19 protein-coding genes, 1 tRNA gene and 2 rRNA genes are annotated in these 25652 nt (G+C 71.3%); 9 read left to right on the top strand and 13 right to left on the bottom strand.

Features of this window, described 5'->3' with window-relative positions; all coding sequences use genetic code 11:
* Positions 1 to 50 precede the first annotated feature (50 nt).
* Positions 51 to 665: a hypothetical protein gene (locus O7606_RS21630; protein WP_281599794.1), complete on the top strand. Its 615-nt coding sequence runs from the start codon at positions 51 to 53 to the stop codon at positions 663 to 665.
* Positions 666 to 697: 32 nt separating this feature from the next.
* Entirely contained in the window at positions 698 to 1189 is a 492-nt protein-coding gene (locus O7606_RS21625; protein ID WP_348651172.1) for a hypothetical protein, read from the top strand.
* A 7-nt stretch (positions 1190 to 1196) separates the two neighbouring features.
* Here the strand turns inward: O7606_RS21625 and O7606_RS21620 are convergent, their stop codons facing one another.
* The 3 genes from O7606_RS21620 to O7606_RS21610 form a co-directional block, all read right to left on the bottom strand.
* Complete coding sequence (locus tag O7606_RS21620) at positions 1197 to 2435, bottom strand: cytochrome P450 (protein WP_281595853.1); 1239 nt, start codon at positions 2433 to 2435, stop codon at positions 1197 to 1199.
* Positions 2436 to 2535: 100 nt separating this feature from the next.
* The gene (locus O7606_RS21615; RefSeq protein ID WP_281595852.1) at positions 2536 to 4236 is read right to left on the bottom strand and encodes a hypothetical protein; all 1701 of its coding nucleotides are present in this window, start codon (positions 4234 to 4236) and stop codon (positions 2536 to 2538) included.
* A 232-nt stretch (positions 4237 to 4468) separates the two neighbouring features.
* Positions 4469 to 4555 (bottom strand) — tRNA-Ser (locus O7606_RS21610).
* A gap of 75 nt (positions 4556 to 4630) precedes the next feature.
* On the opposite strand from O7606_RS21610, the gene deoD reads away from it, so the two are divergent.
* Complete coding sequence (deoD, locus tag O7606_RS21605; RefSeq protein WP_281595851.1) at positions 4631 to 5338, top strand: purine-nucleoside phosphorylase; 708 nt, start codon at positions 4631 to 4633, stop codon at positions 5336 to 5338.
* 20 nt (positions 5339 to 5358) lie between these two features.
* On the opposite strand, the gene O7606_RS21600 is transcribed toward deoD, so the two are convergent.
* From O7606_RS21600 to O7606_RS21575, 6 genes are all read right to left on the bottom strand, one after another.
* A complete protein-coding gene (locus O7606_RS21600; RefSeq protein WP_281595850.1) occupies positions 5359 to 7767 on the bottom strand; it encodes a M48 family metalloprotease in 2409 nt (802 codons plus the stop codon).
* Positions 7764 to 8273 (bottom strand): hypothetical protein, encoded by a 510-nt coding sequence (locus tag O7606_RS21595; protein WP_281595849.1) that lies wholly within the window; start codon positions 8271 to 8273, stop codon positions 7764 to 7766. Before O7606_RS21595 ends, O7606_RS21600 begins: the two co-directional genes overlap by 4 nt.
* A gap of 118 nt (positions 8274 to 8391) precedes the next feature.
* Positions 8392 to 8856: a nucleoside deaminase gene (locus O7606_RS21590; protein ID WP_281599793.1), complete on the bottom strand. Its 465-nt coding sequence runs from the start codon at positions 8854 to 8856 to the stop codon at positions 8392 to 8394.
* Positions 8857 to 9026: 170 nt separating this feature from the next.
* Positions 9027 to 9548 carry a tRNA adenosine deaminase-associated protein gene (locus O7606_RS21585; protein ID WP_281595848.1) on the bottom strand — a complete coding sequence of 174 codons (522 nt, stop codon included), beginning with the start codon at positions 9546 to 9548 and terminating at the stop codon, positions 9027 to 9029.
* 256 nt (positions 9549 to 9804) lie between these two features.
* A complete protein-coding gene (locus O7606_RS21580; protein WP_281595847.1) occupies positions 9805 to 9972 on the bottom strand; it encodes a hypothetical protein in 168 nt (55 codons plus the stop codon).
* A 192-nt stretch (positions 9973 to 10164) separates the two neighbouring features.
* Positions 10165 to 10551, bottom strand: a complete 387-nt coding sequence (locus O7606_RS21575; protein WP_281595846.1) for a hypothetical protein — start codon at positions 10549 to 10551, stop codon at positions 10165 to 10167.
* Positions 10552 to 10624: 73 nt separating this feature from the next.
* On the opposite strand from O7606_RS21575, the gene O7606_RS21570 reads away from it, so the two are divergent.
* The 3 genes from O7606_RS21570 to O7606_RS21560 all read left to right on the top strand — a co-directional run bounded on the left by O7606_RS21570 (position 10625) and on the right by O7606_RS21560 (position 15905).
* Positions 10625 to 11380 carry a M23 family metallopeptidase gene (locus O7606_RS21570; RefSeq protein WP_281599792.1) on the top strand — a complete coding sequence of 252 codons (756 nt, stop codon included), beginning with the start codon at positions 10625 to 10627 and terminating at the stop codon, positions 11378 to 11380.
* Between the two features lie 226 nt (positions 11381 to 11606).
* On the top strand, positions 11607 to 14519 hold the full coding sequence (locus O7606_RS21565; RefSeq protein ID WP_281595845.1) for a glycosyl hydrolase: 2913 nt from the start codon (positions 11607 to 11609) through the stop codon (positions 14517 to 14519).
* Positions 14520 to 14756: 237 nt separating this feature from the next.
* Entirely contained in the window at positions 14757 to 15905 is a 1149-nt protein-coding gene (locus tag O7606_RS21560) for a PHP domain-containing protein (RefSeq protein ID WP_281595844.1), read from the top strand.
* An 83-nt stretch (positions 15906 to 15988) separates the two neighbouring features.
* Here the strand turns inward: O7606_RS21560 and O7606_RS21555 are convergent, their stop codons facing one another.
* On the bottom strand, positions 15989 to 17017 hold the full coding sequence (locus O7606_RS21555; protein ID WP_281595843.1) for a DMT family transporter: 1029 nt from the start codon (positions 17015 to 17017) through the stop codon (positions 15989 to 15991).
* Between the two features lie 111 nt (positions 17018 to 17128).
* Between O7606_RS21555 and O7606_RS21550 the strand changes: the two genes are divergently transcribed.
* From O7606_RS21550 to O7606_RS21540, 3 genes are all read left to right on the top strand, one after another.
* Positions 17129 to 17725 (top strand): Uma2 family endonuclease, encoded by a 597-nt coding sequence (locus tag O7606_RS21550; RefSeq protein ID WP_281595842.1) that lies wholly within the window; start codon positions 17129 to 17131, stop codon positions 17723 to 17725.
* A 39-nt stretch (positions 17726 to 17764) separates the two neighbouring features.
* Positions 17765 to 19435 carry a DUF885 domain-containing protein gene (locus O7606_RS21545; protein WP_281595841.1) on the top strand — a complete coding sequence of 557 codons (1671 nt, stop codon included), beginning with the start codon at positions 17765 to 17767 and terminating at the stop codon, positions 19433 to 19435.
* Between the two features lie 117 nt (positions 19436 to 19552).
* Positions 19553 to 21400 (top strand): VanW family protein, encoded by a 1848-nt coding sequence (locus tag O7606_RS21540; protein WP_281599791.1) that lies wholly within the window; start codon positions 19553 to 19555, stop codon positions 21398 to 21400.
* A 75-nt stretch (positions 21401 to 21475) separates the two neighbouring features.
* Here O7606_RS21540 and O7606_RS21535 read toward each other — a convergent pair whose 3' ends face one another.
* The 3 genes from O7606_RS21535 to O7606_RS21525 form a co-directional block, all read right to left on the bottom strand.
* A complete protein-coding gene (locus O7606_RS21535) occupies positions 21476 to 22195 on the bottom strand; it encodes an NAD(P)-binding domain-containing protein (RefSeq protein ID WP_281595840.1) in 720 nt (239 codons plus the stop codon).
* A gap of 40 nt (positions 22196 to 22235) precedes the next feature.
* Positions 22236 to 22352, bottom strand: a 5S ribosomal RNA gene (gene rrf / locus O7606_RS21530).
* Positions 22353 to 22431: 79 nt separating this feature from the next.
* A 23S ribosomal RNA gene (locus O7606_RS21525) occupies positions 22432 to 25539 on the bottom strand.
* Positions 25540 to 25652 lie beyond the last annotated feature (113 nt).

Here is a 25652-nt window from a genome sequence, read left to right as displayed (position 1 = left end):
ATGGCCGGCGTGACTGTCGACGCCTGCGGGCCGGGCCGCCCGCGCACCGGATGAGCTACCAGCTCAGCGCGATCGTGGCCGACGTCGAGCTGCTCGGGGAGCAGACCACCGACCTCGATCACGCGGTCCTCGCCGCGCTCCGCCAGGACTTCGCCCTGTTGCCCGTCACCCCGCAACTCGTCGAGGAGCTGACCGGCGCCCGGCCCGATTTCGTCCCCGGGCCGCCGACCCCGGAGCACCCGTTCCACCTGGTGTTCTCCCCGGCGTTGAGCGACCTGCTGGCGCGCTGGTCGCGGCACGCTCCGGTGGCGTACCTGGAGGCGGAGTTCGCCGGCGGCGGCCGACGCCAGGCGGCGGTGGTGTGGCTGGACGGCGCGGTGAGCTGGGGGCCCTGCTCCGACACGGCCCTCGACGGGCCCCGGGCGGGGTGGCCGATCAACGCCGCGCTGGCCCGGATCGGCGCGGAGCCCGGCCGGTGGATCGATCCCTTCGCCGAGCTGGGCCTGCACCAGGCGGGCAGCAACGAGGGCTGGCTGGCGCAGGGACGTCGTCGACTCTCCGCCGATTATTGGGACGAGCTGGCCGAAGAGTGGGAATACCGGCAAAACGCCGCAGAGCAGCAACCTCGCAGGCCCCGCTCCGTTGGGGACTGGGGGATTTCATGACATTGCGGCAATTCTTGTTCATCGCGGCGCTGTTGACGGCCGCCTCGGTCGCCGGCAGCGGCGTCCGTCCACAACCACCTGTCGAGCCGGCGGAACCGGCCACCGACGCGGTGATCGACCTCGCCGGGCTGCCCGGCGTCGAGTTCGGCGACACCGAGCAGGAGCTCACCGAACGCGGGATGCTGCGGACGTCCGCCGAGTCCTGCGGTCCGACGCTGACCGGACACGACACGGCCAGCCCGATCTTCTACGACGACCGGCTGGTGCTGCTCTGGGTGAGCCCGCCGGTCCGCACCCCGGAAGGCATCACCGTCGGCACGCCGGTCAGCGAAGTGTCGTCCCGCTTCCCCGCGCTGACCCGGCTCACCGCGCCGCAGGGGACGTACCGGTTCGACGGTCTGCTCGCCCGGCGCGGCGACCGCGCCTACCTCTTCCTGCACGACGGGCGGACGGTGCGCAAGACCATCGCCGGGTACGCCGACTACGCCGAACGCCTCTTCGACGAGGGCTACGGCCCCTGCTGACCGGTCGTCACCACCGCACCGGCAGCTCCTCCGGGCCGAGGATCGAATGCCCGGACCGCCAGCGCACCTGCTCGGCGGGCACCGCCAGCCGCAGTCCGGGCAGCTCACGCAGAAGCAGCCCGAGGGCGATCCGCACCTCCAGGGCGCCCAGGTGCGCGCCCAGACAGTAGTGCGGGCCGTACCCGAAGGAGAGATGCGGATTGGGGTCCCGGTCGAAATCCATCCGCTCCGGATCCGGGAAGACCTCCGGGTCGCGGTTCGCCGCGTCGTGCGACGGGATCACGACGTCCCCGGCGCGCAGCCGGGCCCCGCTGGGCAGCGTCACGTCCGCCACCGCCCGACGGGGCATGTTGTCGGCGTTCGCGGTGGAGTACAGGCGTTCCAGCTCGCCGACCGCCCCGTCCAGCTTCCCCGGATGGTCGCGCAGGTAGCCCCACGCCGTCGCGTACCCCCGGTAGGGCCGACTCAGCAGCACGTGCACGAAGGTGGCGATGGAGTTGGCGGTGGTCTCCCAACCGCCCACCACCAGCGACATCGGCAGCTTGACCTGGGTGTCGACCGTCTCGGCGGCGGCGGCCTCGGCGATCTGGGTGAGCAGGTCGCCGGCCGGGCAGCCACGCCGCCGCTCGATCTGCTCCCAGAGGTACGCGCCCATCTCCTGCGCGGCGCGGGCCGCCTCGTCCCGGGTCAGCTCGCTGTCGGCCAGGTACGCCTCGCCCCACCGACGGAACCGCGCCCGGTCGGCGGGCGGCAGGCCCAGCAGGTCACAGATGGCGTGCAGGGTGAACGGAACCGCGAACTCGCCGAGCAGGTCGACCGGCCGGCCTTGGGCGACCATCGCGGCGAGCTGGGCGGCGGCCTCGGCTCCGACGCGCGCGGCCAGGGCGTGCACCGCCGGCCGGGTGAAGTGCTCCTTCACCGTGCCGCGGATCCGGGCGTGCTCGGCTCCGTCCATGCCGAGCATGATCCCGGTCAGGTCGATCGGGTCCGCGTGCCGGGCGGCGGCCCGGGAGAAGACGTCCTGCCGGCGCAGCACCTCCTTGACGTCCGCGTACCGGCAGATCAGCAATGCCGGCACGGGCTCGCCGTTGACCTGACGGACGATCGGCACCACCCCGGAACCGGAGGCGGCGAAGCGCCCGTAGTAGGGGTGTTTCTCCGGGCCGGGGGGCCGGGTGACCCCGTCGGCGTCGGCGTGGAAGGGGTGACGAAGTCGGGTGACGGTCTCCTCGCGGGCCATGGTCATCAGCGTCGAACCCCTCTCGGAGCGTGCCCCGATCATGACGTTCGGTAGCACGGGCGTGGGTTCAAAGATGACACCGATCGATGCCGGCGGCAACGGATCTTTACCAGACGAAGCGGGCGCGGAACGCCGCCGGGCCAACGCCGACCCTGGTCGCCTTGAGGGTACGGACGAACCGCACCGTCACCGACCGGCTCGACCCCAGCCGGACCGCGTCGCCGGGAAAGGTGACCACATAGGTGCTCGACGGGTCGGTGACGGGAAACGAGAACGCGCCGGTCGGGCCGGTGACGACGGCGGGCAGGGCGTGGGCGCCGGCGGAGTCCTGCCGGACCAGTTGCAGCGTCCACGGCGTCGACACCGCCGCGTCGGTGAACGACAGGACACCGGTGATCATGTGCCGCCCGCCGGGCGCGCTCGCCGGGCGCACGGTCAGCGTGATCGACGAGGCGACCGGGAGCACCGAGACCGTTACCGACCGGCTGACGGCGGCGTGCGTCGTGTCACCGGGCCGGGAGACCGTGTACGTGTTCGCCCACGGGGCCGTCGGCAGGTCCGACAGCGAGAAGGCGCCGTCGGCGGCGGTGGTCACGTCCGGCAGGCGACGGGTGCCGGCGGAGTCCCGCCTCGACACCTGGAGCACCTGCGGATGCGACACCGTACCGCCGTGGAACGAGAGCCGTCCGCTGACCGTGACCGGACCGGCCGCGATGGACGACGGCGCGGAGAGCGCCAGCGAAGCGCCGAACAGGTCGAAGTCGGTGAACACGTGCAGCGCCGGCTGCCGCCCGCCCTCGTCGGTGGTGACCGCGACGAGCCTGCTGCCGTCGGCGGTGACGGCGAGGCCCTGCCGCTCCAGGTAGCGCCCTGCCGGCAGGTCGTACCGGTGCACCAGACTCCCGTCCGGCCGCCGGACGTGCACCGCCGACGCCTTCGGGTCGCCGGTGCGGTCGGTGGCGCCGACGACGACGAACGCGCCGTCCGGGGAGGCGGTCACGGCCGTCGGCCACGAACCGGACGGATACCGGCCCGCCGCCGAGAGATCCGTCGTCGCGAAGGCGGCGTGCTCGGTCGCGGGCGCCGTCCGGTCGGTCAGGAAGTTGCAGGCCAGGATCACCCTGCCGGCGTCGGACGTCAACGCCACGTCGTTGAGGCCGCTGCACGTCTCACTGGACAGCGCCGCCACCCTGGCCGGCGTGCCGGACGAGACGTCGTACACCGCCGGTGAGCCCGACAGCGGAGACGAGGAGGTGGACCGGTCCGCCACGACGAGGAGGTTCGGGGCCGCCGGGCTGCTGCGCAGCAACGGGGGCGACACGGGCACCCGGTCGAGCGGCAGGCCCAGGGCCACCACCGGCGTCTGCCCGCTGACGTCCAGCGAGCCCAGCATGCCCTTGCCGAACACGCAGCCGTACCCGAAGTAGAGCTTCCCGCCGGCCGGGGTCAACCAGGTCGGGCAGGTGCCCGAGCCGATGCTGTGACGACGGGTCTCGGTGAGCGTCGTCGTGTCGATCGCCGCGATGACGCCCGCGCCGATGAGCGCCACGTGCAGCGTCGAACCGTCCGGGCTCAACGCCATGCCGGCCGCGCCCGGCAGATCCGGGATCGTCGTCTGCGAGCCGCCGGACAGGTCCGTCACCCGCACCCCGGACCCATTGCGGCCGGAGCTGACGAAGATCCGGCCGTGCGCGGAGTCGACCACCAGGTCCGCGTACGAATCGATGCCCAGCCCGACCGGGCTGCCGCCGTCCGCCATGCCGGGACCGACCGGCGGCACGACAGCGACCACGGTCCCCAGCAGCACCGTGATCAGGAGACGTGAGACCTGCTTGACCCGCACCCCGACCCCCGCCCTGCGACCGGCCCCCGCCGCCCGCGCCGGGCCAGCCTAGACGCCGACCCGGCGGTCCCGCAGTCCCCGGTCAGTCGGCTCGGGCGCGCGTGGCGGGTCCTCGTCCCGCTGCCCGGTGGTGACCGAAAGCGGAACGCCCGGCGCGATCCTCGCGGATCGACCGGGCGTTCTCGCTGTGCACGAGCGGTGGCGGCGGGATTTGAACCCGCGGAGGGCGTAAACCCTCACACGCTTTCGAGGCGTGCTCCTTAGGCCACTCGGACACGCCACCGCCGAGTAGGCTACAGGACCCCCGCCCCGGACGCCGAACCGGTATCCCGCCAGCCGGCCTGGCAGGATCTCTGCCATGAGTACGCACATCGGCGCGAAGCCGGGCGAGATCGCCGAGCGGGTCCTGATGCCGGGCGACCCGCTGCGGGCCAAGTGGATCGCGGAGACCTACCTGGAGGACGCCGAGTGCTACTCGACGGTCCGGGGCATGCTGGGCTTCACCGGCCGCTGGAACGGCGTCGACGTCTCCGTCCAGGGCTCCGGCATGGGCATGCCGTCGGCCTCCATCTACGCGCACGAGCTGGTCAACGAGTACGGCGTGAAATCCCTGATCCGGGTCGGCTCCTGCGGGGCGCTCACCGAGGACCTGCGACTGCGGGACGTGATCGCGGCGATCGGGTCGGCCACCGACTCGAACATGAACCGCGTCCGGTTCGACGGCCTGATCGACTACGCGCCGGTGGCCGACTTCGGGCTGCTGCGTACCTCGGTGGAGGTGGCCCAGCGGCGCGGCGTCGACATGCGGGTCGGCCCGATCCTGGCGGCGGACGCCTTCTACACCGACCGTCCGGACCTCTACGACCGGCTCGCCGACTACGGCGTGCTCGCGGTGGAGATGGAGTCGGCGGCCCTCTACACGATCGCCGCCCGGTTCAAGGCCCGCGCCCTCACCGTCCTGACCGTCAGCGACCACCTCAAGACCGGCGAGCGGACCACCGCCGAAGAACGCCAACAGACCTTCTCCCAGATGGTCGAGATCGCCCTGGACACCATCGTCGCCTGACCGCCCCTTCCCTGGGCCGGTCACCCGAACGTGTTCCACAGCCACGTCTCGTACGCGGCCGGCAGGAGCTGCCACGAGAGCCAGGCGGCCACGAGCGCGGTGACGGCGACGGGCAGAGCCCGTACGGCACGGGCCCAGCGCGGCTCGTCCCGTTCGGCGGCGTTGGCCTCGGGCCGCGCGGAACGCGCCCGGAGACCGGGCAGCAGCGCGACCGTCAGCAGGAACGGCACGGCGAGCACGAAGCCCTGCACCAGCACCCAACCGGTGGTGCGGGCCAGGGGGGCCGCGGTCGGCAACGACGAGCAGTACGCCGGCAGCGTCCCGGCCGCCCACACGTCGATCCCGCACTGCACGGGGGTCACCACGGTGTAGAAGCCGCCGGCGGCCACCACCGCCACGATCATCGCCGCGAGCGGGGCGACGATCGGCCGGCCCGGCCCCCGACCGGCCACGACCACGGTCGTCACCACGGCGACGACCAGCACGGCGGCCATCAGGGTGACGCCGTCGAGGACCTGGGCGAAGGGCGCGCCCGCCTGGTCCGTCGGAGGTGTCCGTCGTACCTCGGTGGGGAGGGCGAGCCGGGCGGCCAGCGGCAGCAGGACGCCGACCACGGTGGCCAGCGCGCCCCCGCCGAGACCGACGGTGACCGCCCGCCGGATGGCCGGACGGCCGCCGGCCCGCCGGGTCAGCAGCGGCAGCGGCACGAGCCACACCAGGATCGCCGCCGGGAGCACGAACGGGTGGTAGACCAGCCGGTGGAGCTGGTCGAGGCTACCGCCACCGATCGCGGCGAGGTATGCGTACCAGGTCGGACCCGCGCCGGTGGCCGGCGCGACGCCCGGGATCGGACGCAGGTCGATGCCGCCGAGACCGTAGGTCAGCCATACTGTGCCGGCGCTTCCCCCGACCAGCGCGGCGACGGCCAGGATGGCGGGCAGCGCCCAGCGCGGTGGCGGCCCGGCGGCGTACGCGGCCCGGGACACCGCTGTCGCCCAGGCCGCGAGCAGCATCCCGCCGGCGACCAGCACCAGCATGCTGGCCAGCCGGTGCGCCGGTCCGGCGGAACCGGGCGGTCCGATACCGCCGTCTCGCAGCTGCACCGACAGCAGGGCGCCGGCCAGGAACGAGCCGACCAGAACCAGCGGCCCGGACCACCACAGCGACGCCTGTCCCGTCCCGGGCCACCGCCGGACGCCCGACGCCACGTCCGGGCCGGCGACTGACGCGTGGGCGGCGGAGCGCCAGACCGTCAGCGTCAGTCCCACCGCGAGCACGGCGCCGACCGGCAGACCCAGTAGCCCCAGACCCAGGATCGGGTCCACGCCGAGCCGGAGCCCGAACAGCAGGTTCAGGTTGGTGGTGAGGACACCGACCGGCAGCCCGACAGCGACCAGCTCGGCATGCCGGGTCCGGAGCAGCACCGCCGGGTTCCGGACCGCGTGCCACCGGTCCGGCCCGCTCGGATGGGTGCCCCAACGGTCGACGAGACGGCGGGCCGGCGGCAGACTCGCCAGGACCCGGACCAGGCCGCCCGTCGGTCCGTCGAGTCGGGCGGCGACCGCGTCGGCGTGCAGCTCCCGCCCCCGGAGCACCGCGTTGCGCAGCGCGTAGACCAGGCAGGTGAGGGTGAGCAGCACCACGAGCAACGCGGTCCTGGATCCGCCCCCCAGGATGGTCGACCGCCAGCTCCACCGGGTGGCGTCGACGAGCAGCAGCGGGTGGACCAGGAGCACCAGGGTCGGCGCGGCCACGACCGCGACGAACGCCCGCCAGACCCAGATGGTCAGGTAGGTCAGGTCGACGTCACCGTTGCGCAGGTGGGCCAGCTCGTGCAGCACCACCGCCCGGAACGCGGGTGGATCGGTGACCCGGGACAACAGCAGGCCGGCGTCGAGCCGTACGTACCGCCGGCCGGGGAGGCCGAAGACCTGACCGCTGGTCGTGCGCCGGCGCGGCGCCAGCCACCACTCGGGCGGGCGGACGAGACCCGCGACCCCGGCCAGCTCGTCGAGGTCCGTGACGGTTCGGGGAGAGGTCGTCGCGGACAACCGGCGCAGCCGTCCCCGACGGACCAGCCACCGGGGGTGGGTGAGGTAGCCCAGGGCGACGACTCCGGCGAGCAGCCCCAGACCGGCCCCGGCGAAGGCCAGTTGGGCGGTGAGGACGGGCCGGAGACAGGCCCGCTGCTCCGCCGCGAGATCGCGCCGACGGACCGGGTCGTCCCCGGCCGCCGACTGACCGGCCTCGAAGGCCGAGGCGCAGCCGGCCACCTGCTCCAGGGCGGACTGCGCGCGCCCGGGAAGGTGCGCCTCGATGGTGAACAGGAGCACCAGGCTGGTGGCGAGCACTGCCCCGATGAGCAGGACGAACCGGATGCCGAAGGCGGTGGGTCCGACCGGTCCGACCGGTACCGCGGCCGTGCTCATTCCTTCCGCCGACCGGCCCCGACCACGGCGTCGGCGATCAGCGCGGCCCGGGGAGGCGCCACACCGCCCTGGACCGCCGTCCGCTCGACGATCCGGTGGATCTCGTTCCACTCGGCGGCGGTGAGTTCCAGGGGCCCGTCGGCGGACGAACGCTCCTCCGGGCCGGCGTCGGTGGTGGAGTCGGCCGGGTCCTGGCCGGACGGCCGGAACAACCGGCGGACCAGCGTACCCGTGGCCCGGTGACCGCGCCGCAGCCCCGCCTCCACGACGTAGCGCACCACCTCGGTCATCGCGGTCAGGGCGATCGGGGTCAGCAGCACCACCACATCGGGGAGTCCGAAGGCCAGTGGCCCGGGGCTCCGGCCCGGCCGGGTCACGCCGACAGGATCCGCGAGGTACGCCTCACCCAGCACGACGAAGATCTCACCCTCCTCGGCCGGTGAGAACCGGGCGACGAGTGGGCGGGCCAGGTCGCGGGCCACTTCGAGCTCTTCCTCAGGACGCATCGGGCCCCTCTCGCCGCCGTCGGGTCCGTCCCGACCGGCCGAACCCCTGGATCCACCATAGGAAGAGGACCAAAAATATCGACGGTCGCCACGACGGGCGGCCCGCCGTCCGGACCGGTCAGCGGAAGAACGCGCGGAGGAGAGCGGCGGACTCGGTTTCGAGGACGCCGCCGTACACCTCGGGACGGTGGTTGAGCCGACGGTCGCGCAGCACGTCCCAGAGGGATCCGGCCGCGCCGGTCTTGGGCTCCCACGCGCCGAAGACCACGGTGGCGACCCGGGCCAGCACCAGCGCGCCCGCGCACATGGTGCACGGTTCCAGGGTCACCACGAGCGTGCAACCGTCCAGCCGCCAGCGGCCGAGGCGTCGCGCCGCCTGCCGCAGGGCGAGCACCTCGGCGTGCGCGGTGGGGTCGCCGGTGAGTTCCCGCTCGTTGCGGCCCACGGCCAGCTCGGTGCCATCCGGGCCGTAGAGCACCGCGCCGACCGGCACGTCGACGCCACCAGCGGCCGGCTCGGCCGCGCCGCCGGGCGCCACGGGCAGGTCGGGACCCGTGACGGCGACCTCCAGCGCGCGGCGCATCCACCGCTCGTGCCGCTGGCGGCGACCGGCCCCGTCCGGGTCGATCAGCCGCTCGTCCGCGCCCGGCCCGGCGCGGCCCGTCCGTCCGGGGGTCGGTTGGCCGGGCCGGACGGTCTCCAGGGCGGGATCGGTGACGTCCGCCGGCCCCCCGCTGCCCGGAAACGGCTCGTTCACACCTCGCGGAGCTCCTCGACCTCGTCGACGCAGCCGAGCACCTGGCACACCTCGGCGGTGACGTCGGCGGGGAGCATGCCCTCCCGGGCGCAGAGGGCGGCCAGGCGTTGCGCGGGGATGCCCAGGTCGGCGAGGAGGTCGGCGTCGCCGACCGGGTCGGCTTCCGGGTCCACCGCCGGCTGGTCGCTCTCCTCGTCGCCGCCGGTGGCGCGGCGGGGCTCGCCGGGATCGTCCAGGTCGGGCGCCTTCAGGTCGCCGACCAGCACGGAGCCGAGCCGGGACTCCTCCGCGTACGCCGAATCGGAGCCGAACACCCGCAGGTCCTCGCCGTCGTCGAGCCGCATGACCACCAGGTACGTGTCGTCGGCCTCGACGAACAGCAGCGACAGCTCGGCGTCCGGCTCGACGTCGCGGAGGCGTTCGGCCACCTCGTCGAGATCGGTGACGCCCCGCAGACTCACCTCCGCGGCGGTCCAGCCACCGTCGTCGCGCACCACGGCCGCAGCGAAGTACGACACTGTCCCCCCTGACCTGCTCAGCACAGCGTGCCGACTCGTTACGCGTGCACGGTATCCGGTCTCATCGGCAGGAGACCTGTCAACGCCCCGATGCGGACGACGCAATCCGGGGGAAAATCGAGCGGCCCTGCGGCACGGCCGCCACGTCGGGCGGCGCCCCCACCGGGCGGACCGGGAGCCGCGCGGACCGGGAGCCGCGCGGACCGGGAGCCGCGCGGACCGGGAGCCGGGCGGACCGGGAGCCGGGCGGTCGAGGTCAGCCGGTGACCCGACGGCGGGTGGCGATGAGCTCGCGCAGCCGCTCACTGCGTTGCCGCTGTGGTCGTTCCCGCTGCCGGACCGCTCTGGCCCCGGCGAGTTCCGCGAGAAGCTGGAGGCGACGGCGACTGCGTTCGGGGTCGGGTCGCGGCGTGGTCCAGGCCATGAAACCGAGAGTGAACCGTCCTGCCACGCTCGTCAAGCCGCGCTTCACTGCGCAGCGGGGTGAGCACCGAGCGCTCACCGGAGACACCCACCGCCGTCCACCGGGTCGGGCCGCCTGCCACCGGCTCGTCGTCGATCCGGCGCAGCAACCAGGCCTAGGCTCCCGCGCCCGCAGGTCGGGTCGCGGCGGTCCTCACCAGAGCGGCCAGTCGCCGGTGGCCGCCCAGCGTGACGCCAGCACGGCGGCGGCGATGCTCCAGCCTCCGGCGGTGACGATCGCGACGCCGGTGCCGACTCCCCGGTCGCCGTACCTGACCAGCGCCAGCGCGCCGAGCCAGGCTGCCGTCCCGGCGGCGGCCGTCCACCAGAGGTAGCCGCGCAGGTCCGCGCCGAGCAGCCCGAAGAAGGCCAGCCAGGCGGCGGCGGTCGCGCCGCCGACGGCGACCGCGCCGCCGGTGATCGGGTGCGGTTCCCGGTACGTGGGGCGGGCCGGCCGGCCGGAGGGGAACAGCCCGGAGGGGGCGCGTCCGCCGAGGTGGCCCGGGCCGGGCGGGGGCGGCGGGCCGGGATTCCAGGTCATCGCCGTGGTCTCCTCCCTCGTGGGGCCCGGCGGCCCCCTCTCCACCGTAGTGGTCTGTCAGGATGGGCGGGTGTTGCCGCGACTGATCGGGTATGGCCGCCGGCGGCCGGTTCTGCTGCTGCTCGTCCCGGCTCTGGTGGCCGGCGGGTGCGCGACGTCCAGGCCGACGGCCGTCGGGCCGTCGGCGGCGGCGTCGTGGTCGTCGCCGGGCGGGCCGGAGTCGGCCGCCCAGCCGGCGCCGGCCGGCGCGCCGTCCGCGTCGGCGGCGTCTCCGTCGGCCGCCGTGGCGTCGCCGCGCGCCGGCCTGCCGCACGTCTTTCCGGTACGCGCCTCGAAGGCCGACTACCACCCGACCCATTCGGCGTACCCGGGGACGGACATCTTCGCCGACTGCGGTGAGCCGGTGGTGTCGGTGACGGACGGCGTGGTCCACGAGGTCAGCCGGGTGGACCGGTTCACGAGGGACGGGCCGAAGGGGCCGTACAACGGCGGGTTGTCGGTTTCGGTGCTCGGTGACGACGGGGTGCGCTACTACGGTTCGCACCTGAGCGTGGTGGCGACCGGGGTGGACCCGGGGGTGCGGGTGCGGGCCGGGCAGCAGCTCGGCCTGGTGGGGCGGACGGGCAACGCGAACGACGTGTGTCATCTGCACTTCGGCATCTCGCCTCCGTGTCCGGGGCGGGACGGCTGGTGGATCCGGCGGGGCGTGGTGTGGCCGGCGAAGTATCTCGACGCGTGGCGGCGGGGGGTCAACCGGGAGCCGGCCGCCGAGGTGCGGGCATGGCATCGGAAGAACGGCTGTCCGGCGGCGCCGTCCCCGGCCGGCTGACCGGCTGGGCGCCGCGAGGCGGCTCCCGCCCCTGGCCGACCGGGTGCCGCAAACCGGATCCCACCTCGACCGACGGGGTCGGTTAACCACGTCGACACATTGACGAGGATTCCGTTGTCGGCTAACGTCCGAGCGAGAGAGCGCTCTCACGACTCCCTTACCCCCCTTTTCCGACAAGCGGCGTCGACCCGGATCAATCCGGCGTCGGACGCGCGATGGAGGCCCGATGAAACCTCCCGTCCCCCACCGTTCACTGGCCCTGGCCGCCGCCACCGCCCTGGCCGTCGCCGTCGGCGGGCTGACCGTGGCCGTCACCGGCACCGCGCAGGCCGCCACCGTCGGCGCGGGCAGCTACACCACCGACCCGGTCGGCCCGCTGCCCGCAGGCTGCGGACAGATGTCCACCAACCCGCGCCAGTTCGTCACCGCCAACGCCCCCACCGGCCCGGTGCCCACCAACGACTGGTGGTCGTCGCTGCTGTGGAAGAAGACCAACTGCGCGTTCAGCGAGCCCCTGCACGCGCACCCGATCTCGTTCAACACCTACACCGACGGCCTCGGCTTCTCGGCCACCTCCACCCCGACCATCACCGGCACGGCCACCGGCGTCGGCGAGTTCAAGTACCCCTACCAGGAGGACTTCCGGGTCGGCGTGGCCGGACTCGGCGCGCCGAACGTCAAGGTCGACGGCTGGACGGACTGGACGGTCAGCCCGCACTGGACCGACGGGGCCCGGACCATGCGGGCCACCATCGGCCACGGCCTGCCCTTCGCGTACTTCCAGACCGGCGGCGGCGACGCGCTGCTCAACATGACCGCCGGCAGCCCCACCGTCTGGTCGAACAGCGGCGCCACGCTCGGCTTCACCGTCCGTGGCCACGACTACGTCGCGTACGCCCCGACCGGGGCGGCCTGGACGGTCAGCGGCGGTCGGATCACCTCCACCCTGGCCGGCAAGGGCTACTTCTCGGTGGCCCTGCTGCCGCAGACCAGCGACGCGGCGGCCCGGTCCGCCCTGGCCAGCACCTACGGCCAGTACGCGCACGCCCACGTCACCGGCACCCAGGTGTCCTACGTGTACGACCAGGCCGCCGCGACGGTCCGCACCACGTACGCGTTCACCACCACCAACCGGGAGGGCAGCGCCAACCGCACCGTGGTCAGCCTCTACCCGCACCAGTGGAAGTCGCTGACCGGCGCCACCCCGGTCACCCCGACCTACCCGTCGGCCCGGGGCCGGATGAAGGTCCTCACCGGGGTCAACCAGTTCCAGACCTCGATGAAGTTCCACGGGGTGCTGCCCGAGCTGCCCGCCGTCGCCACCGGCAGCGGCGAGGACCTGACCACCCTGCGCAACCACCTGGCCGCCGTCCGGGGCAACCCGATGGACATCCGCGGCGGCGACACCTACTGGACCGGCAAGGGCCTGGGCCGGGCGGCCCGGATCGCCGAGATCGCCGACCTGGTCGGGGACACCGAGACCCGTACCGCCGCGCTCAACGCCATCCGCGGCACGCTCAACGACTGGTTCACCGCCTCGGCCGGTGAGGCGTCGAAGCTGTTCTACTACGACCGCAACTGGGGCACGCTCATCGGCTACCCCGCCTCGTACGGCTCCGACCAGGAGCTCAACGACCACCACTTCCACTACGGCTACTACATCGCCGCCGCCGCGACCCTGGCCAAGTTCGACCCGCAGTGGGCCACCAACAGCCAGTACGGCGGTATGGTCGACCTGCTGATCCGGGACGCGAACAACTACGTCCGCACCGACACCCGCTTCCCCTACCTGCGCGACTTCGACATCTACGCCGGCCACGACTGGGCCTCCGGGCACGGGTCGTTCGCGTCCGGCAACAACCAGGAGTCCTCGTCCGAGGGGATGAACTTCGCCAACGCGCTGATCCAGTGGGGCCAGGCCACCGGCAACACCGCCGTCCGGGACGCGGGCGTCTGGATGTACACCACCCAGGCGGCGGCGATCAACCAGTACTGGTTCGACGTCGACAACGACAACTTCCCGGCCGCGTTCGGGCACTCCACGGTCGGCATGGTCTGGGGCGACGGCGGCGCGTACGCCACCTGGTTCAGCGCCGAGCCGGAGATGATCCAGGGCATCAACATGCTGCCCGTCACCGGCGGGCACCTGTACATGGGCTACCGCCCGGCGTACAACTCCACCAACTACGCCGAGCTGGTCCGCAACAACGGCGGCGAGCCCACCGTGTGGCAGGACATCCACTGGCAGTTCCTGGCGCTCGGCGACCCGGCCGCCGCGCTGACCAAGCTGCGCGCCAACCCCGGCTACACGCCCGAGGAGGGCGAGAGCCGGGCGCACACCTTCCACTGGATCCGGAACCTGGCGGCCCTCGGCAACGTGGACACCACGGTCACCGCCAGCCACCCGCTGGCGGCGGTGTTCACCCGTAACGGCGCCCGCACCTACGTGGCGAGCAACATCACCGCCGCGCCGATCACCGTCCGGTTCTCCAACGGGACCACGCTCACCGTCGCGGCCGGGAAGACCGCCACCAGCGGCGCGTACACGTGGAGCGGCGGCAACGCCGCCGGCGGGGTGAACCCGAGCCCGTCACCCACCCCGACGGGTACGCCGTCACCCACGCCGACCGCCTCGCCGACGCCCACCCCGACCCCGACTCCGACCGGCACGCCGAGTTCCCCGACCCGCTACCTGCTCCCCGGCGGCGGTCTCGCCTCGGCCGGCGGCGCGGCCACCGTCACGGTCGCCGCCGCCAACGGCAACCACGACGGCACCCCGACCAACCCGGTCGTCTTCACCGCCACCGGCCTGAACCTGAACTACTCCGGTGGCGCCACCGCCTTCGACCTGTTCGTCGACGCCGCTCAGGCGGTGGGCAACGGGGTGCAGCTCCGCGTCTCGTACGACCTGACCGGCAACGGCACGTTCGAACGGGTGGAGACGTACCGCTACTTCGCCACCGACCCGGTTCCCGGCTACGAGCACTACACCCAGAACCAGGGCCTGTTCTCGGCCACCGGCAGCCACGGCAACCTGCGCAACGGCACCGTGAAGCTGGAGGTCTGGTCGGCCATCGGCGGCAGCCCGAGCACCCTCGGCGTCGGCGACAAGTCCCTGCTCCGTCTCCCGCACGCCTGACGCTCCTGACGTCCGGCGCGACGGAGACCCACCCGTGCCCGGCCCGGTCACCCCACCCGCTCGCGGGCCGGGCGGCCGGGCCGGACCGGCGTGCCCGCGCCGGGCGGCGGAACGGACCCGGGCGGCGGGCGGCGGAACGGACCCGGGCGGCGGGGACCGGCGGGCGGCGGAGCGGACCCGGGGAGTCGGCACGCCTGACGGGCTGCGCCCGACCGTCCCGGGCCGTAGGTTCGACCCGTGAGCCGCCGGGATCCCATCGCCGACCTGCGTCGGATCGCGTTCCTGCTGGAACGGGCCAACGAGGCCACCTACCGGGTGCGCGCCTTCCGGTCGGCCGCCGCCACGCTCGGCGCGCTGCCCGCCACCGAGGTCGCCGAACGGGCACGGTCCGGCCGGCTCACCGAGCTGTCCGGGGTCGGTGACGTCACCGCCCGCTGCGTCGTCGAGTCGCTGGCCGGCGAGGAGCCGGTCTACCTGCGCCGGTTGACGGCGACCGAGGGCGTCGACCTGGACGCCGGGGCCGCCGCCCTGCGTGCGGCGTTGCGCGGCGACTGTCACACCCACTCGGACTGGTCCGACGGCGGCTCGCCGATCGAGGAGATGGCGCTCGCGGCGGTCGAGCTGGGGCACGAGTACCTGGCGCTGACCGACCACTCGCCGCGGCTGAGGGTGGCGCGCGGGCTGACCGCGGACCGGCTGCGCCGCCAGCTCGACCACGTGGCGCGGCTCAACGACGCGCTGCCGGAGGGTTTCCGGATCCTCACCGGGATCGAGGTGGACATCCTCGCCGACGGCTCACTCGACCAGGACGACGACCTGCTCGCCCGGCTGGACGTGGTGGTCGGCTCGGTGCACAGCGGCCTGAACGACGAGCGCGCCCGGATGACCCGGCGGATGCTCACCGCGATCGCCAACCCGCACCTGGACGTGCTCGGCCACTGCACCGGCCGGATGGTCTCCGCCCGCCCGCCCGGGGTGACCGGGCCCGGCGACCGGGCGCACGCCGGGAAGGACGGCGACGACCGGGGGCGCGGCGGGCGGGGGTCCGGGGGCGGGGCGCGTCGCCCGCGTACCCGGGCCGAGAGCGACTTCGACGCGGACGCCGTCTTCGCCGCCTGCGCCGAGCACGGCAAGGCCGTCGAGATCAACTCCCGTCCGGAGCGGCAGGATCCGCCGAAACGGCTGATCCGGCGGGCGTTGGAGGCCGGTTGCCTGTTCGCCGTGAACACCGACGCGCACGCGCCCGGGCAGCTCGACTGGCAGCGGTTCGGGTGTGAGCGCGCGGCCCGCTGCGGGGTGCCCGCCGACCGGGTGGTGAACACCTGGCCGGCCGACGACCTGCTGGCCTGGACGGCGTCCCACGCCGACGCCGACCACCGACCGTGAGCCGACGCCGACCACCGACCGTGACCCTCCGGCCGGCACGGACGTCCGTGGGCGCGCTGCGTCGCCCGGGACCGGTCGGGCCGTCACCGGCCGGGTCGGGCGGGTTGCTCGACGCGGGCCCCGGTGGCCGGCGGGCGGCGGGTCGGATCGGGGGTCGGGGGCGCGGCGGACGGCCCGGCGTCGCGGACGCCGGGCCGGCGGCGGCGCGGGAAGCCCTGCGACACCGCCACGCCGAGCAGCACGATCGACGCCCCGACCGGCTGGTGCCAGGTCAGCGTCTCGCCGAGGACCACCGCGCCGACCAGCACCGCGAAGACCGGGATCAGGTACGTCACGGTGGACGCCGCGCTCGCCCCGATCTTCCGGATGTTGCGCAGGTTGATCACGAAGGCCAGTCCGGTGCCGAACGCGCCCAGGGCCAGCACGCTGGCCAGCACGTCGACCGACAGCCCGGTGGGCGCGGGCGGCGCTCCCGCGATCAACGGCGCCACCACGGCGAGCTGGGCGGTCGCGATCAGCAACTGCGCCGCCGACAGCGACAGGCCCGACTCGGCCCGGCCCGCGACGAACCGCTTCTGGTACGGGATGGAGAAGCCGTAGCAGGCGGCGGCGCCGAAGCAGAGGAGTTGCCCGGTGAAGGTGGCCCCACCGAGGCCCTGCCAGACGCCCAGCACCACCAGCACCCCGACGAAGCCCAGCCCCAACCCGACCGCCCGCCGTACGGTCAGCCGCTCGGTTCGGAACACCAGCACCGCCATCGGCAGGGCGACCAGCGGGGTGGTGGCGTTCCAGATGCCCGCCAGCAGCGACGGGATGCGTTCCTCGCCGTACCCGAAGAGGGTGAACGGGACGGCCACGCCGAACGCGGCCACCACGCTCAGGTGCAGCCAGAGCCGCGGGTCGCGGGGCAGTCGGTCACGCAGCACGGCGAGCACCACCAGCAGGGTCGCCGCGCCGGTGGCCGCCCGGCCGAGGGTGACGTACAGCGGGTGCAGCTCCCGTACGCCGATCTTGATGAACAGGAAACTGGAGCCCCAGATCGCGGCGAGCAGCACGAAGCCGGGCAGCCAGCTCCGCAGCGCCGGCTTGTCAGGGGTGAGGCGCGGTATCACTCCTGACACTCTGCCGTACCGGCGGGGCCGCGCACCACCCGGTCACCGTGTCCGGCGTCACCGTGACCCACCTACCATTGGTGGCGTTGACCAGCACAGGAGGTGGCGCCAATGGCCATGCCGATGGAATTCGACCCGCTCGTCGACTTCGCCGGGAGCTGGACCACCCAGCTCGCCGACCGGTACCTCCCCCTCCCGGAGCTACCCCCCGTGCGCTACGAGTGCGTCGACGGAAGGCTGGTCATGACCCCTGCGGAAGTTGGCAGCAACAGCTTCGGCGAGATGAGACTCGCCCGGCTACTCGGGCCGGCTGCCGAAGCCGCCGGCTTCTACGTGTACGGGCAGGTCAATCTCACCTTCGGGCCGCAGCGCTGGATCCAGCCGGACGTGACCATCCTGCACACCCTGCCGGCCACCGACGAGGAGGACCGTTGGGTGCCGGCCCGGCTGTGCGCCCTCGCGGTGGAGTTCGTCTCCCCCGGCAGCCGCCGACAGGACTTCGTCGACAAGCCGCGCCGCTGCGCCGAGGGCGGCGTGCCGTACTTCATGCGGGTGACCATCGTCCGGCGGCTGCGCAGCGCCGCCGTCGAGCTCTTCGCCCTCGACGGCGGCGGGCACGTCCCGGTCGCCAAGGTGGTCAACGGGGAACGGCTCCGGGTGGACGCGCCGTTCCCGATCGATCTCGACCCGGCCGACCTGCTGCCCTGAGCCACGCGGAAAAGGCCGACGCTCACGTAGGGTTCCCCCGTGGGACGAATCGACGACCTCGCGAACCGGTACGTGGTGGAGTGGGCAGCGCTCAACCCGGCCGGCGCCACCTACGCCGGCATCGCCGGCCATGACGACCAGCTCGACGACCTGTCGCCCGACGGGTACGCCGCCCGCGCCGAGCTGACCCGCCGTACCCTCGCCGAGCTGGACGCCGCCGAGCCGGCGTCGGCGGCGGAACGGACCGCCCAGGAGGCCATGCAGGAGCGCCTCGGGCTCTCCCTGGCCCGCTACGAAGCCGGCGAGGAGACCAGCGAGCTGAACGTGATCGCCAGCGGGCTGCACGAGCTGCGTTCGGTCTTCGACCTGATGCCGACCGACGGCGACGACGCGGTGGCGAACGTCGCGACCCGGCTCAACGCGTTCGCCGGCGCCCTGGAGAGCTACAAGACCACGCTGCGCGGGGCCGCCGACGCCGGCCACGTCTCGTCCCGCGTCCAGATCGTCGAGGTCGCCAAGCAGTGCGACATCTGGACGGACCCGGACGGCGACGACTTCTTCCACGGCCTGGTCGAGCGGCTCGGGGTCGACGGCACGCTCGGCGCGGAGCTGCGCCGGGGCGCGTCGGCGGCCACCGCGGCGACCGCCGAGTTCGGCCGGTTCCTGCGCGACGAGCTGGCCGCCCGGGGCCGCGACAAGCAGGCCGTCGGGCGGGACCGCTACGAGCTGGCGTCCCGTTACTTCCTCGGCGCGCGGATCGACCTGGACGAGACGTACGCGTGGGGTTTCGAGGAGCTGGCCCGGCTGGAGGCCGACATGCGGACGGTGTCCGCGCAGATCGTCGGGCCCGGCGCGACGATCGACGACGCGGTGGCCGCGCTGGACGCCGACCCGGCGCGCACCATCCGGGGCAAGGAGGCGTTCCGGGACTGGATGCAGGCGCTCTCCGACCGGGCGGTCGACGAGCTGCACGGGACCCACTTCGACATCCCGGAGCAGGTCCGCCGGCTGGAGTGCTGCCTCGCCCCGACCAGCGACGGCGGCATCTACTACACCGGCCCGAGCGAGGATTTCGCCCGCCCGGGGCGGATGTGGTGGGCGGTGCCGCAGGGCATGACCGACTTCTCCACCTGGCGCGAGGTGACCACGGTCTACCACGAGGGCGTGCCCGGCCATCACCTCCAGGTGGCGCAGACGGCCGTCCGGGCGGAGCTGCTCAACCGCTGGCAGCGGCTGCTCTGCTGGGTCTCCGGGCACGGTGAGGGCTGGGCCCTGTACGCCGAGCGGCTGATGGACGAGCTCGGCTACCTGGAGGATCCGGGTGACCGGCTCGGCATGCTCGACGGCCAGGCGTTCCGGGCGGCCCGGGTGATCGTGGACATCGGCATGCACCTGGAGCTGGAGATCCCGAAGGGCAACGCGTTCGACTTCCACCCGGGCGAGCGTTGGACGCCGGAGCTGGGCTGGGAGTTCATGCGCGCGCACTGCCGGGTGCCGGACGAGATGCTGCGGTTCGAGCTCAACCGCTACCTGGGTTGGCCGGGGCAGGCCCCCTCGTACAAGGTCGGGGAGCGGATCTGGCTCCAGGCCCGGGACGACGCGAAGATCCGCAAGGGGCCCGACTTCGACCTGAAGGAGTTCCACCGCGAGGCGCTCAACCTGGGCGCGCTCGGTCTCGATCCGCTGCGTCAGGCGCTCGGCCGGCTCTGAGCCGCCCCCGGCTCCCCGGAGGTGACGCGACGCGCACTCCCGGGGAGCCGGTCGCGTTGGCTAACGTAGTCGTTCGTCGGGGAGTCCCCCTCTCCCCGGGTACGTTCGATCGAGGTTCTGCCAGTGACTCTGTACGGCGACAAGCTCCCGCCCGGCGACGACCGGCCCACCGTCCAGGTCACCGCGGTCACCTGGCCCGCGGTGGACGACGCGCCGCCACCCCCCGGTCCCGCGCCGCAGCCGCAGCCGCAGCCGCAGCCGCCGGCCCCGGCGCCCCGAGCCCGGCGGCGCGGCCGGCTGGCGCTCGCCGCCGGGGTGGCCGTCGCGGTGCTCGCGGTCGGCGCGGGCGTCGGCGGCTACACCTACGCCGGTGAGATTCCCCGCGGCACGTCGGTCCTCGGGACCGAGGTGGGCGGAAAGAGCCGGGAGGACGCCGCCCGGGAGCTCCGCGCCGAGCTGGAGCGCCGGGCCGCGACCCTCACCACCCCCGTCGAGGTACGCGTCGGCGACCGGACCGTCCAGCTCACGCCCGCCGACGTCGGGCTGACGGTGGACGTGGACGCGACCGTCGCGGCAGCCGCCGAGGCGCAGGCCGCCCCGGTCAGCCGGCTGTTCGGCTCCCGGTCGGTCGAGCCGGTCGTGGTGGTGGATCCGGTCCGGTTGGCGGCCGCCCTGGAGCCGGCGGTCGGCCCGCAGGGGCGGAAGATGACCATGCCGAAGATCACCTACAGCGGCACCACGCCGAAGAAGGTCCACCCCCGCCCCAGCCTGACGGTGGACGCCCAGACCGCGGCCGACGCGCTGCGGGCGGGCTGGCTCGGCGGCCAACCGGTCGTCGTGCCGCTGGTCGAGAAGCACCCGGCGACCAGCGCCGAGGAGGTCGACCGCCTGGTGGCCGAGCTGGCCGGGCCGGCGGTCGCCGCGCCGGTCAAACTGACCACCGCCAGGGGCTCGGTGAGCATCCCGCCGAGCGCGATCGCCCGCAGCCTCAGCTTCCCGGTGGACAAGGCCGGCAAGCTGACCCCGAAACTCGACGTTAAGAAGCTGCGCGCCGCCCTCGGCGGCAAGCTGGCCGCGATCGAGGTCGAGCCGAAGGACGCCACGATGACCGTCGTCGGCCGCACGCCGAAGGTCGTCGCGAGCCGCCCCGGGCAGCGCCTCGACGACACCGCGCTCGCCCGGGACCTCCTCGCCGTCCTGCCGAGGACCACCGACCGTACCGTCACCGGCGAGCTCAAGCCGGTCGACGCGAAGCTGACCACCGAGAAGGTCGGCACGCTCGGCATCAAGGAGAAGGTCTCCAGCTTCACCACCCGGTTCACCGGCGGTCTGTCCGCCCCGCGCAGCAAGAACATCGTGCAGATCGCCAAGGACGTGGACGGCACGGTGGTCCAACCCGGGGAGACGTTCTCGCTGAACGGCCACACCGGCGAACGCAACTACCAGCAGGGCTACCACGACGCCCCGGTCATCCTCGACGGCAAGCTGGTGCCGGGCGTCGGCGGTGGCACGTCGCAGTTCACCACCACCCTGTTCAACGCCACCTACTACGCCGGTCTGGAGGACGTCGAGCACAAGCCGCACTCGTACTGGTTCAGCCGGTACCCGGCGGTGATCGAGTCGACGATCTTCTACCCGAATCTCGACTTCAAGTTCCGCAACGACACCCCGTACGGCGTCATGATCGACACCTCGTACACGTCGAGTTCGGTGACCGTCTCCATCTGGAGCACGAAGATCTACGACAGCGTGAAAACCGAGTACGGCCCACGCCGCAACATCACCAGGCCGAAGGTGATCCACCTGGAGCCCGGCCCGTCCTGCATCGCCACCAACGGCATCGACGGCTTCACCCAGGACGCCTTCCGGGTCATCCGCAAGAACGGCCAGGTGGTCAAGCGGGAGAAGTTCAGTTGGACCTACCAGGCCGAGCCGCGCTTCGTCTGCGGACCGACACAACCCTGACCTCCGCCGGCGCCGTGACGCCCCCGTCGGCCACCCGGCCGGCGGGGGCGTTCCCGTCCTGCCTGTCGCATCCCCTCAGGGGCGCGCCTCGGCCAGACCGCGGCGCACCCCGTCGGCGTCCCGGTCGGTGCCGTAGACGGCGGTGTCCGGCTGCTGCCGCCAGCTCTCGTCCAACGTCCCGGCGTCCACCGGGTCGAAGCCGAGCGACTCGACCACATTCATCACGAGCTGTTTGGCGTCCGCGTCGTCGGCGGCGACGGGCAGCGCGATCCGCTCGGCCTCGCCGGCCGGGCGGCCGTTCTCCAGCAGATGCTGCGCCTGGATGGTGTTGAACGTCTTCACCACCCGGGCGCCGGGCAGCCGGTCGGCGGTCCACCGGCTCGACGTGAGGCTCCGGTCGGCGAGCTCCGGGATCTCACCGTCCCGCTGGGGGTAGTAGTTGTTCGCGTCGACGACGACCCGACCGCTGAACGCGTCGCCGGGCAGCGCCGGTACGGCGGCCAGCGGTACGGCCAGCACCACGAGATCGTCGGCGGCGGCAGCCTGTTCGACGGTCCCGGCTGCCGCGCCGGTCTCCGTGGCCAGGTCACGCAGCGACTCGGGGCCCCGGGAGTTGGCGACGGTCACCTCGTGCCCGAGGGCGGTCAGCCGTCGGGTGAGGGTGCCACCGATGTGCCCTGAGCCGATGATCCCGATTCTCATGAGGGTTCTCTCCTGCCTCCGCCTGTCGGCGGTCCGGTCGGACCACCAGGCAGATACCCCGCAAGATCGGAAGAATTCCCCCGGGAAACGCAACGAGGGTCACCCCAGCTGGGGTGACCCTCGTTGAAAGATTGTCCGGCGGTGTCCTACTCTCCCACACCCTCCCGAGTGCAGTACCATCGGCGCTGGAGGGCTTAGCTTCCGGGTTCGGAATGTAACCGGGCGTTTCCCCTCCGCCATGACCGCCGTAACACTATCGACTTATCAAACACACACGAGCGTGGTGTTCGTTTGTCGTGAGTTGCACAGTGGACGCGAGCAGAATCTTTGTAGTCAAGTCCTCGGCCTATTAGTACCGGTCGACTGAACCCGTTACCGAGCTTACATCTCCGGCCTATCAACCCAGTCGTCTAGCTGGGGGCCTTACCCCTGTCACCAGGGTGGGATACCTCATCTTGAAGCGAGCTTCCCGCTTAGATGCTTTCAGCGGTTATCCCTTCCGAACGTAGCCAACCAGCCGTGCCCCTGGCGGGACAACTGGCACACCAGAGGTTCGTCCGTCCCGGTCCTCTCGTACTAGGGACAGCCCTTCTCAAGTATCCTACGCGCACGGCGGATAGGGACCGAACTGTCTCACGACGTTCTAAACCCAGCTCGCGTACCGCTTTAATGGGCGAACAGCCCAACCCTTGGGACCTGCTACAGCCCCAGGATGCGACGAGCCGACATCGAGGTGCCAAACCATCCCGTCGATATGGACTCTTGGGGAAGATCAGCCTGTTATCCCCGGGGTACCTTTTATCCGTTGAGCGACACCGCTTCCACACGCAAGTGCCGGATCACTAGTCCCGACTTTCGTCCCTGCTCGACCTGTCAGTCTCACAGTCAAGCTCCCTTGTGCACTTGCACTCAACACCTGATTGCCAACCAGGCTGAGGGAACCTTTGGGCGCCTCCGTTACCCTTTAGGAGGCAACCGCCCCAGTTAAACTACCCACCAGACACTGTCCCTGAACCGGATAACGGTCCGAAGTTAGATACCCAAATCAACCAGAGTGGTATTTCAAGATTGCCTCCACCCATACTGGCGTATGGACTTCACCGGCTCCCACCTATCCTACACAAGCTAATTCGGATACCAATGTCAAGCTATAGTAAAGGTCCCGGGGTCTTTCCGTCCTGCCGCGCGTAACGAGCATCTTTACTCGTACTGCAATTTCGCCGGGCCTGTGGTTGAGACAGTGGGGAAGTCGTTACGCCATTCGTGCAGGTCGGAACTTACCCGACAAGGAATTTCGCTACCTTAGGATGGTTATAGTTACCACCGCCGTTTACTGGCGCTTAAGTTCTCCGCTTCGCCCCGAAGAGCTAACAGGTCCCCTTAACGTTCCAGCACCGGGCAGGCGTCAGTCCATATACATCGAATTACTTCTTCGCATGGACCTGTGTTTTTAGTAAACAGTCGCTTCCCCCTGCTCTCTGCGGCCATACAACGCTCCACCCGCGCGGGGCTTCACGTCTCCGGCCCCCCTTCTCCCTAAGTTACGGGGGCAATTTGCCGAGTTCCTTAACCACAGTTCACCCGATCGCCTCGGTATTCTCTACCTGACCACCTGTGTCGGTTTGGGGTACGGGCCGCTCGGAACTCGCTAGAGGCTTTTCTCGGCAGCATAGGATCACTGACTTCACCTGAATCGGCTCGGCATCACGTCTCAGCCCTGTGCGCCACGGATTTGCCTATGGCACGGCCTACACGCTTACCCCGGCACAACCACCGGCCGGGCTCAGCTACCTTCCTGCGTCACCCCATCGCTTGACTACTACCCGCCAGGTTCCCACGCTCACCACACATGATCCGAAGACCACCTGCAGCTCGGATGGTTAGCACAACGAGGTTCATCACGGGCGCTCCTTCGCGGGTACGGGAATATCAACCCGTTGTCCATCGACTACGCCTCTCGGCCTCGCCTTAGGTCCCGACTCACCCAGGGCGGATTAGCCTGGCCCTGGAACCCTTGGTCATCCGGCGGAAGGGTTTCTCACCCTTCATTCGCTACTCATGCCTGCATTCTCACTCGTGCCGCGTCCACGACTAGGTCACCCCGTCGCTTCACCCCCGGCACGACGCTCCCCTACCCATCCACACACCTGCACGGCACATCAAGGCGCCGCGAAGTACCATGTGAATGCCACAGCTTCGGCGGTGTGCTTGAGCCCCGCTACATTGTCGGCGCGGAACCACTTGACCAGTGAGCTATTACGCACTCTTTAAAGGGTGGCTGCTTCTAAGCCAACCTCCTGGTTGTCTATGCGACCCCACATCCTTTTCCACTTAGCACACGCTTAGGGGCCTTAGCTGGTGATCTGGGCTGTTTCCCTCTCGACTACGAAGCTTATCCCCCGCAGTCTCACTGCCGCGCTCTCACTTACCGGCATTCGGAGTTTGGCTGATTTCGGTAAGCTTGTGGGCCCCCTAGACCATCCAGTGCTCTACCTCCGGCAAGAAACACACGACGCTGCACCTAAATGCATTTCGGGGAGAACCAGCTATCACGGAGTTTGATTGGCCTTTCACCCCTAACCACAGGTCATCCCCCAACTTTTCAACGTTGGTGGGTTCGGCCCTCCACACGGTCTTACCCGCGCTTCAGCCTGCCCATGGCTAGATCACTCCGCTTCGGGTCTAGAGCATGCGACTAAAACGCCCTATTCAGACTCGCTTTCGCTACGGCTCCCCCACACGGGTTAACCTCGCCACATGCCACTAACTCGCAGGCTCATTCTTCAAAAGGCACGCCGTCACCCCGCAAGGCTCCGACGGATTGTAGGCGAACGGTTTCAGGTACTATTTCACTCCCCTCCCGGGGTACTTTTCACCATTCCCTCACGGTACTCGTCCGCTATCGGTCACCAGGAAGTATTCAGGCTTACCAGGTGGTCCTGGCAGATTCACGGCAGATTTCAGGAGTCCGCCGCTACTCGGGAACACCCACAGAAGGTCAGCAACTTTCACCTACCGGACTATCACCGTCTACGGTCAGCCTTCCCAGACTGTTCGACTAGCCACTGACTTTGTAACTTCTCCAACACGTGTCAGCATGTTGAGCAGGGTCCCACAACCCCGACCACGCAACCCCTGACAGGTATCACACGCAACCGGTTTAGCCTAAATCCGCTTTCGCTCGCCACTACTCACGGAATCACTAAATTGTTTTCTCTTCCTACGGGTACTGAGATGTTTCACTTCCCCGCGTTCCCCCCATACACCCTATGTGTTCAGGTGCAGGTGACATCACATGACTGATGCCAGGTTTCCCCATTCGGACACCCTGGGATCACAGCTTGGTTGACAGCTCCCCCAGGCCTATCGCGGCCTCCCACGTCCTTCATCGGCTCCTGGTGCCAAGGCATCCACCGTTCGCCCTTGACAACTTGACCACAAAGATGCTCGCGTCCACTGTGCAATTCTCAACAAACGACCAACCCACAACCCACAGTCTCCCACCAGACCCGACAACCGCCGACGGTATGAGAAACCAGGCCATGCCTGG

This window comes from Micromonospora sp. WMMD882, from assembly GCF_027497255.1.
Taxonomy (GTDB): domain Bacteria; phylum Actinomycetota; class Actinomycetes; order Mycobacteriales; family Micromonosporaceae; genus Micromonospora.
This window is presented reverse-complemented; position numbering and strand designations above follow the sequence as displayed.